The following is an 8,186-nucleotide window of genomic DNA, read 5'->3' on the forward strand; positions in this document are numbered from 1 at the left end:
GGTATAGAGCTACGCGCGCAACGCGCGGCGCTGTGCCCGATTGAGAGGCGTGCGGAAAGGGTCGATCCGGCCGCCAATCCTGTCGTTGTGCCAGGTGTGCACGCGTTCGACGCGGGCGCCTGAGGCATCAACGATTGTCATGTCGACGAAGCCGCCGACCCAGTAGTGTGGCGTGACGCCGGCAACGCCGTGAAGCGACGTCGGAACCGACGCCACTTCCCGCATTAACGATACAACGTAGGAGCCAAGTTCCTTTACGAACGATACCTGGTCCTCCCCAAAGTGAGGGCGCCGATACGCGGCTAGCTTCATCAGATCGAACACCGGGCCGCGTAGCGTCGTTGCTCCTAGAACCTGGAGCGCAAACGGAACCGTGTCAGGTCGGTCTGGCTCTGGGCCAGTCTGGAACCCCAAATGCAGGATGCCGCGCGTCGCTGACCACATCGTCATCGCAGCGAGAACGTCATTGCTGGGGACGTGCCGCACGTCAGCGTATGTTTCCTGCAGGCCGAGCAAAAAAACTGGCAGGAACAGATCAACGAAATCGTCCACACCGAGTTGATCGACCTGCGCCGTCAGGAAATTGCGGATACGTTCGCCGAGCTCAGCGCTCCCCTGCGTGGTGACGGCAAAAGGCTTGGTCTCTGCGACCGATACTTTGCGATCGAGCGAACGAACTACACCGTCGCGGGTGGTGTATCCGGCGCCGTCGGTAAACAAATACGATGCGTCAGCGGACTGAGTGGCAAAATATGCGCTCATCGGAAAAAGTCTCCAAGATTTAGGTTCAGGCTGTGCTCTGCGCCGCAGATCGGGCGCTGGATGGCATCGGCGAAAGCGGTGCCGATATCGCCGCCGTTATTGAGCAGCGCGTCTTTGAAATCGCCGGCGAACGACTTGATGTCACCGCGCAGGTCGTCGGTTCGGAGGGATCTGCGGATCTGGCCGGCCTCGGCGCTATTGAGATCCTCCGGCAAGCCGTATTGGCGCAGCGTCGAGGTAATCTGCTGATCCTGCTTGGATAGCGAATTGTATCGCGCGTCCATGAGCAGATCTTGCTGCAGCTTCGCCTTGGACAGCGTCTCCGAATACTGCTTGTAAAGCGCGACCTTCTTCTCGATTTCCTTGCGCTGCTCGGCGCTAAGAGATCTACCCTTGTCCTCCGATCGCTGAAACAGATCGAGCGCGAAACGCGCCGCATCCGCATCGACGCCATACTTGCCGAGGAGCTCGGTCTCCTGCTGTACCTGCTGAATGCGGTCGTCCGCCGCCTTCAGGAGATCGCGATAAGCGTTGGCAGCCTTGGTCGCCGCCGTCTCTGCCTTCTTGTTAGGCTCCTCGCCCAACTGGATCGGCTTCTGACCAGGGATAGGTACGGCCATGCTCCGACCGTCGGCATCGGACACAGTCGGGTTCTGGTCGTCGATCCGCTTGCGAACGGCATCGTATTGGCGCTGGACGGCGGCTCTATCTTCGCTGCCCTGAGCCGCATCCATCGCCTTGCGGAAGGCCTCCGCGGCCCGCTCTGCGTCGGACAGTGATGGCATCGCAATCTGGGACAGCTCCTTCAGGGCGTTACGCAGCGCCCGGACGCCGACAACCTGGTCCGATGAGACCTTGCCGATGTCGGAGATGACATCCTTAGCGGCCTTAACTCGGCGCTCGGCATCGGCTGCTGCGGTCGAATTATTGATTATTTCGTCGGCGATTTTCCGGAGGCCGGCCGGGTTGGTGGCGACGATGCCTTCGACCTCGCTCCGAAACCGAGCGAAATCTGGAGCGCCATCAGCTATCGACTTACGAAAATTGCGGATCGCATCCGCGAAAGGCTTGAACCGGCCATCGATATCAGAAGCACCACCCGTGCGCGCAGCGAGCACGCCGAGCGTCTTATTGAAGTCAGAGACCGCTTCCTTCGCTACTTCCTGCTGAACCTTGAGGTTTTCTCGGGCCGCAGCCGCAGCTTCAATCTGCGATTTCTTGACGTAGTCGCCAAGCCCTTCACCAGCGATTCCGTAGGCTTCCTTGATAGCCTCGATCGTGGCCGCGTGGCTCTTCACGGCATCGTCGGCTGTGTGCACGCTGCCCGACGTCAACTTTGCAAATGCTATGGCCGCAGCACCGGCAGCAGCAATCGCGATCGGCAGGGCGCCGAACGTCGAAATCAGCATTGTGGCGCCGGCCGTGACGTCCGCCAACGCCGACTTGACGCCCCCTTGGCCAGCGTAAAGCTGCGCGATCTGCGGTCCTTGCTGGGCCGCGATCATCCCCAAAGGCATGCCGGACGCTAGCCCCTGACCGATATCGAAGGCTTGGTAACCAAGGTTCTGGCGACGGCCAGCCGAGTTGTCGTTCGAGACCGCAAGCTCTTTGTTGCGCCCCCTGATGACCGCGATTTGCGACGCGAATGCAGCCTTCTGCTTGTCGATCGCCGCGGTCATTTCCTTGGCGGATATCGCTCCAAGGGCATGAGCAGATTTGATCTCTTTTAGGCTATCGGTATACGACTGCTGCGCGGCGAAGAGCGGCGAATACTTCGCACGCAGCCTCTCGAGCTCCTTGCCCTGGTCGGCAAGCGCGCCGGTCCACTCCTTCGTGGCCTTCGTGCCGAGGCCGACCACGCCGTTAATGCGGGTCTGAAGCGCCGTCGTCGAACTGTCGATCTTTGCGCCGGCGGCCTGGTATTTTCTGGCAATCTGGTCTGTCGCAGTGCCGACGTCAGAAGCGAACTTGGCGAGCCCGCGCTGCGCCGCAGACATGTCAGAGCTGACGGTAAAGACTAGATTATTGTCGTTGTCAGCCATAGGCATGGCCTCCTGGCCGCGAGGCGGTCGGTTGAGGATGCATTGATTTTTCCTGTGATTTAGTGCCTGCGCTTTCCAGCTTTCGCGGCCGGCGGCCCAAAGTTCTCTTCCGCCCAGAACGGGCGCGGCGGCGGATAAAAGTTGCGATGAAGGTTTTCGATGTGTTCAATCACATCGAGGCCGATCCGGCGCCATGTTTCCTCGGCAACCGGCCAAGCCGTTTCTTCTGTGAGGCCGATCGCGTCCAGGTCACCGAAGAAGTCGCAGCCGCTTTGGAAATAGCCCGACCAGGCCTCAACTTCGCCAGCTCGGCGAAGGTTCGTTCGTCTCCGGATGGGCATTACGCTCGCCGTCCGTAGTCGCGTGTGCGGGACATCCGCGGCGCCTCCGGTGCGTCGATGCCATCGAGCGCGAGCTCGCGGAGCAGCCTGGCAAAGGCGATGCGAGCATTTTGCAAAATGCCGACCTCTGGCCGCTCTTTTGGCTGACCAAAGCGATCTGTGAAGGTCTGGCCGTCCTTGTCGAGGACTTCGCGCGCGCCCTGGGCTTGGTCCCAGGCCTCGGCGGCAAGCTGCAATAGGCGGAGGTGGTGGTCCTCAAGGTCGAAATCGGCAAGCACCGATCGCCACCATTTTTGCGTTGCCGGGCGCAGATGTGCCGGCGCTTTTGGCGGTTTTGCCATCGTTTTTGACCGTTTTCATGGAGTGCAATTGGGCTGAATGGCTTGGAGAGCAGGGCCTGCGCCATGGCCGGAATATTTTCTCAACCGGGGCAAGGCGCATATACACGATGGCCCAGCACCGCTCCCCATAGGAAACGGCCGCAAGGGCATCGATACCCCTCCCTAGCCGAGCTCGATCGGATATCCATCGGCTCCGAACCGAACGACCTTGCCGCCTCGCTCCTGTCGCTGCTTATGCCGGCTGTGACATGGCGGACAGAGGCTAGCCAGGTTGGTGGGATCGAAGAACAGGGTATGGTCACCCTTATGCGGTGTGCGATGGTCAACCGTGTTGGCGGCCGTCACGATCCCAAGCTCCTCGCACATCCAGCACAGAGGCTCTCGTGCCAACTGAGCCAGGCGCAATTGCTTCCAGAGAGTTGTCCGATAAAGCGCGTGATAGCGCTCGGCTTCGGGGCTGCGCTGTGTCACACCGCGATCCCCCGAGCCTTCATCGCGGCTTCGGCACGGCTGACGCCTGTCGATCGGCCAGACAGCGACGCGCTCGTGGACTTGCCGTAAGCGCCCCATAGAACAATGCTGATCTCGCCGAGGAACGCTCGGGTGATGAGCCGCTTGGGCAACTTTCCGCCGTCATCCCACTCCTCTTCTATCGAAGAAAAACCCACAGACACCTCATTGACCAGGCCGGAGCCCACGCTCGCCAACGCCTCTTGTCCGAGCGGCGACTTGTCATCCGGCTTGAATGAATACCAAAGGCCGATGTTGTCGGACCGGATTGTCAGGCTTTTGTTCGACACGCGAGCCAGTGGTCGGCTTGAATCGTGCGCCCAAAGGACGGCGACATCCGGATTATCGATCAGGCTCCGATCGAATGCGCCTCTTGCGAAGCGCTCTTCGAAAAGGCCAGCGATGATCGCGGGCTGGCCCCATTGAATGGCATAACCGGTGATGTCAGCCACGCAGACGATCCTTCAGCTGCTTTTCGCGCTTCCCGATAGCGAGGCGCCTGGCGATGTCAGATGCAGACTCGGAACGCTCGACGTGTCGCTGCTCACCGGGCAGCTTGATCGATCGAAGGCCCTTGCGACCGCCGTTAGCAGGGCGCAGTTCGTATTCGCGGCGTTCAGTTGACATGGCCGGCCTCCAGCGCTTCGAGCTTGAACCGATGGATATGACCGTCGTTCTTGTCGCCGAGAAAATGCGGGCGCAGGGCAGGCAGATATGAGAGCTGCACGCCTTCGCTCTCCAGATCATCCAGCAAAGCTTCAGCATGAAGACGAGCAGCGTGGACGGCGTCTAGTGCTGAAATGAGAGCTGCGATCCGCCGACCGTACTCGGTTTTGACGAGGCTACACGCGGCTTTGCTTGCCGTACCGATTCGATCTCGAAGTCGCTGCTGGACCTCGACGATGGCGGCGTCAACGGCTTCAGCGTGCCGGCGGAGAGCTTTCAGCTTTTCCGGCCTTTCGCTCAGCGCCTGGTCGATCGTCTCACCAAGCAGAGCGGCGACGTCGACGCGAATCCGGGGAGCGGGTCGCGCTTCAATGTCTGCGATTAGATCAGCGATCGCTGCAGCAGACTTCTGGGCGTCGGCTGAAAGCTCAGCGAGCTTCGCCTCGAGCGCTGCATATTCCTTGTCGGCTTCTGCGAGCGACGGCACAGTGAATGGTTTAGCCACGATCGGCCTCCTTGATAAATGCGGCGAATGCCGAACCTGGAATGGTGGTGGCAATTCGAGCCTTGTTGCTCGGCTGCTGGTTGGCGACGCTGCCGGCAGCCTGAAAACGATGAGTGATGCCGTCGGCCCAAGCCAACGTAATTTCTGGCCAGCCGTGCGCGACATCGAGCGTCACCTCGTCGAGCGTGTCGCCTTCAGCTGCCATGCCAGCTAGAACGGCCAGTTGGATCTCCGCGGTACGCGGGATGCGGAGCGGAGCACAATCGACGTTGGCGCCGCCGGGTGTCGTTGCGAGGGCGGCACGGGTGGCTCCCGTTACGTCTTCCAGCTTCGCGCCCGTTGCGACCGCAATGAGTAGCGTGATTGCATCCGCTCGATTGAACTCAGGTGCGCGGCCTGGCGCGCCCTTTGGAAGCGTGCCGGCCAATTGCAGCTCGCGGGCGACACTTTCCACCCGCGTTTTCTTGAGGCCGACGTGCCGCTCGATCAGCTCGGCGATCCTGGTGATCGGGCTTGTCATGCGGCCACCCACTGCACCTTTTCACCACCGCCGGCGAAGACGTCATAGTCGGTGTTTGCGGGCACAAAAATGCGCGGCTCGGCGTTCGCGTTCGGCGCGGTGCCAATTGAGACGTAAGCGTCGGCCGCTGACCGAAGCCGAAACATCGGCTGGCCGTAGGCGTCTGAATCAGCTGGAGCGCCGTTTGTGGTAGTAACGCCGGAAGCTGGCGCCTCAGACCAAACAACCTTGCCGAGGATCGCCTGAGATTTGTCACGTCGATATGAACCGGCATAGCCGCAAACGACGCGGAATCCTGTGAATGCCATGAGAAGTCCTTTTGAAGTTTTTCCGTGTGGAACGGCATAAAAAAAGCCGACCCGAAGGCCGGCAGTTAATGGGCAGGCGAGCAGCGGCCGAAGCCGCGCTCAAAGCCCGATCGCCGCGCTGCTTGGGCGCGGCAATTACCGAACTGCCAGTTCATCCGTGGTCAGTTCTGTTGCTATTAGCGAAACGACGTCACTCGATTTGCAACATCGAACCGAAATTGCTTTCCGCAACCTGCGCCTTGGCCCATTCCATAGCCTTTGCCAGCATGGCGGCGCCTTTCCTGTCCTGATATCGCCCACGCGCACCGAACGCCTCGCCGATTCCGGCAAGGTTCTCTCGCGACATCAGCAACTCAATGACGTAGTCGATATCAGGCGGCGGATCGTCAAAGCTCAGATCTTCGGCCCTAATGGGTGAGCCTTTCGATTTGCCTGGTCTTGGCGTTCCCAGCCCTGATTCCGCGCCGATGAAATCAATGCCAAGGGATGCTATGCCATCTGAACACGATCCGTATGAAACGAAGTCATCGGAAAGCTCATCGACGTCGTTTTGCGGCAGAATGTCGAGCCGGGTGTAGCCACAAGGTTCCACCGGCTGCGGTTCGCCATCACCAAGGCGCGGCAGAACGGGCGGCAGGTCAAGATGGCTGCCGAGACTCGCTTTGGTCTTCTTCTTGCCGCGTGCCGTGCCGTTGCGGCGAATGTCGAGCCCGCCTTGAGGCGGCTCGTTGTCGTTGGCGATCACCACCGAGTCGGGAAGTCGTTGCCGAGCTATCAGCCAGAGACATGCCGCGCCGTATCGATCCTGTTTCGCAGCCCAATTGAATGCTGGCCGGCCGCCACGATGCACCGGCGCTCTGCCTTTCGGAGGCGTGTTGTCATTTGCGGCCAAGTACTTGTTCGCCAGGCGCTCGGCATCGTTACGCGCCGTCAGTGTGCGCAGGTTGGTTGGCAACGCAATTCGCGGCGCGCCGCTGCCCGAAACAGGCGCGGCTCTATCAGGATTTGGCAAAGGGGTGGCTCCAGGTCTGGAGGCTTGTTCCGGCCGGTAGATCCGGCTCTTAGTTAGTGGAAGTTAAGACCGTGATGTAAACAGACCAGATTGGTCAAGTCGGGCCGTGGAATAACGCTGTGTTCGTTTTACAAAATTGTCAACGGCGGCAACATTTGAAGTTGCGTGATGGCTGATCAGGTTGCATTTTCAGCCTCATCAAAAGAGGTGGAATCTTGAAAACCGTTGCTCCCTCCATCACTCAAACTGCATTTAATTGCCCCCACTGCGGTGTGCTCGCACACCAACATTGGTTCTCCGTGTATGCCGAGGGGCTGACGAATGGAAAGCTGCCCGCCCTTCCGGATCCTGATGAACTCGAGCGTGCGCGAAATATTGGAGATTCGCGGGAGCGGGAAAAAGTCACAAGGTTACTAACACGACTGCTTACACACCACCCTGTAATCGTTTCGCGCGGTTATCATGCTGACTTTGCTGTCGAGAATGTCTGGCTCACGAAGTGCTTCAATTGCCAAGAAGTGGCAATTTGGCGCGCCGACACAATGGCATATCCGGAGCCGACTCTACTGGCAGCCGCGAATTCAGACACGCCGCCAGAAATAGTTGCTGATTACGATGAGGCGCGGGCAATTTTCGACAAATCACCTAGAGGAGCAGCCGCGCTTCTCAGACTTTCGATTCAGAAGCTGTGTCAGCACTTGGGTGAACCTGGCAAGAATATTAACAATGATATCGCTTCTCTTGTGGCGAAAGGCTTAGATGTCCGCATACAGAGAGCGTTGGATGTTCTGCGTGTCGTCGGCAATGAAGCTGTTCATCCCGGCACCATTGACCTGAATGACGATCGATCCACAGCTGAAAGCTTATTCAAACTGTTTAATCTCATTGTCGAAAAAATGATCTCTGAGCCCAAGTTGGTCGATGAGGTTTACGCCAGCCTTCCCGGTGACAAACTTCGAGCAATCGAGACGCGGGACAAGGAAAAGACAGGAAAAGCAAAATAACTTTCTCACGCGCGCTTGCGCACGCGCGCGAGGGAAGATCCGTATTAGCGATAACGCTGCGGGGGGGGGGGGGGGGGGGACCGGGCCGATAGGAAGTCCAGGCAGGAATTTTGGGCCCCCACCCAGTAAAAATTTTTTTAAGGAAAAACGATTAGTTTACCCCCACCCAAATTTA

The 8,186-nt window shown here is 59.3% G+C and carries 11 protein-coding genes; 1 reads left to right on the forward strand and 10 read right to left on the reverse strand.

Annotation, left to right across the window (positions count from 1 at the left end; translation table 11 throughout):
- Nucleotides 1-9: 9 nt before the first annotated feature.
- The 10 genes from FHX06_RS18035 to FHX06_RS18080 all read right to left on the reverse strand — a co-directional run bounded on the left by FHX06_RS18035 (nucleotide 10) and on the right by FHX06_RS18080 (nucleotide 6,950).
- The gene (locus FHX06_RS18035; protein ID WP_183880272.1) at nucleotides 10-762 is read right to left on the reverse strand and encodes a hypothetical protein; all 753 of its coding nucleotides are present in this window, start codon (nucleotides 760-762) and stop codon (nucleotides 10-12) included.
- The gene (locus tag FHX06_RS18040; RefSeq protein ID WP_183880274.1) at nucleotides 759-2,804 is read right to left on the reverse strand and encodes a phage tail length tape measure family protein; all 2,046 of its coding nucleotides are present in this window, start codon (nucleotides 2,802-2,804) and stop codon (nucleotides 759-761) included. Before FHX06_RS18040 ends, FHX06_RS18035 begins: the two co-directional genes overlap by 4 nt.
- A gap of 340 nt (nucleotides 2,805-3,144) precedes the next feature.
- Nucleotides 3,145-3,486 carry a P27 family phage terminase small subunit gene (locus FHX06_RS18045; RefSeq protein ID WP_183880275.1) on the reverse strand — a complete coding sequence of 114 codons (342 nt, stop codon included), beginning with the start codon at nucleotides 3,484-3,486 and terminating at the stop codon, nucleotides 3,145-3,147.
- Nucleotides 3,487-3,648: 162 nt separating this feature from the next.
- Nucleotides 3,649-4,056, reverse strand: a complete 408-nt coding sequence (locus FHX06_RS36195; RefSeq protein WP_183880277.1) for an HNH endonuclease signature motif containing protein — start codon at nucleotides 4,054-4,056, stop codon at nucleotides 3,649-3,651.
- Entirely contained in the window at nucleotides 3,954-4,448 is a 495-nt protein-coding gene (locus FHX06_RS18055; RefSeq protein WP_183880279.1) for an HK97 family phage prohead protease, read from the reverse strand. Before FHX06_RS18055 ends, FHX06_RS36195 begins: the two co-directional genes overlap by 103 nt.
- A complete protein-coding gene (locus FHX06_RS18060) occupies nucleotides 4,441-4,623 on the reverse strand; it encodes a hypothetical protein (RefSeq protein ID WP_183880281.1) in 183 nt (60 codons plus the stop codon). Before FHX06_RS18060 ends, FHX06_RS18055 begins: the two co-directional genes overlap by 8 nt.
- Nucleotides 4,613-5,167 carry a hypothetical protein gene (locus tag FHX06_RS18065; RefSeq protein WP_183880283.1) on the reverse strand — a complete coding sequence of 185 codons (555 nt, stop codon included), beginning with the start codon at nucleotides 5,165-5,167 and terminating at the stop codon, nucleotides 4,613-4,615. The genes FHX06_RS18060 and FHX06_RS18065 overlap by 11 nt, the downstream gene beginning before the upstream one ends.
- On the reverse strand, nucleotides 5,160-5,687 hold the full coding sequence (locus tag FHX06_RS18070; RefSeq protein WP_183880285.1) for a hypothetical protein: 528 nt from the start codon (nucleotides 5,685-5,687) through the stop codon (nucleotides 5,160-5,162). Before FHX06_RS18070 ends, FHX06_RS18065 begins: the two co-directional genes overlap by 8 nt.
- Nucleotides 5,684-5,995 carry a hypothetical protein gene (locus FHX06_RS18075; RefSeq protein WP_112967959.1) on the reverse strand — a complete coding sequence of 104 codons (312 nt, stop codon included), beginning with the start codon at nucleotides 5,993-5,995 and terminating at the stop codon, nucleotides 5,684-5,686. The genes FHX06_RS18070 and FHX06_RS18075 overlap by 4 nt, the downstream gene beginning before the upstream one ends.
- A 190-nt stretch (nucleotides 5,996-6,185) precedes the next feature.
- Nucleotides 6,186-6,950 (reverse strand): hypothetical protein, encoded by a 765-nt coding sequence (locus tag FHX06_RS18080; protein WP_183880287.1) that lies wholly within the window; start codon nucleotides 6,948-6,950, stop codon nucleotides 6,186-6,188.
- 272 nt (nucleotides 6,951-7,222) lie between these two features.
- On the opposite strand from FHX06_RS18080, the gene FHX06_RS35465 reads away from it, so the two are divergent.
- On the forward strand, nucleotides 7,223-8,011 hold the full coding sequence (locus FHX06_RS35465; protein ID WP_210300559.1) for a DUF4145 domain-containing protein: 789 nt from the start codon (nucleotides 7,223-7,225) through the stop codon (nucleotides 8,009-8,011).
- The last annotated feature ends 175 nt before the right edge of the window (nucleotides 8,012-8,186 follow it).

It is taken from the genome of Rhizobium sp. BK512, assembly GCF_014194915.1.
In the GTDB taxonomy this organism is placed as follows: domain Bacteria; phylum Pseudomonadota; class Alphaproteobacteria; order Rhizobiales; family Rhizobiaceae; genus Rhizobium.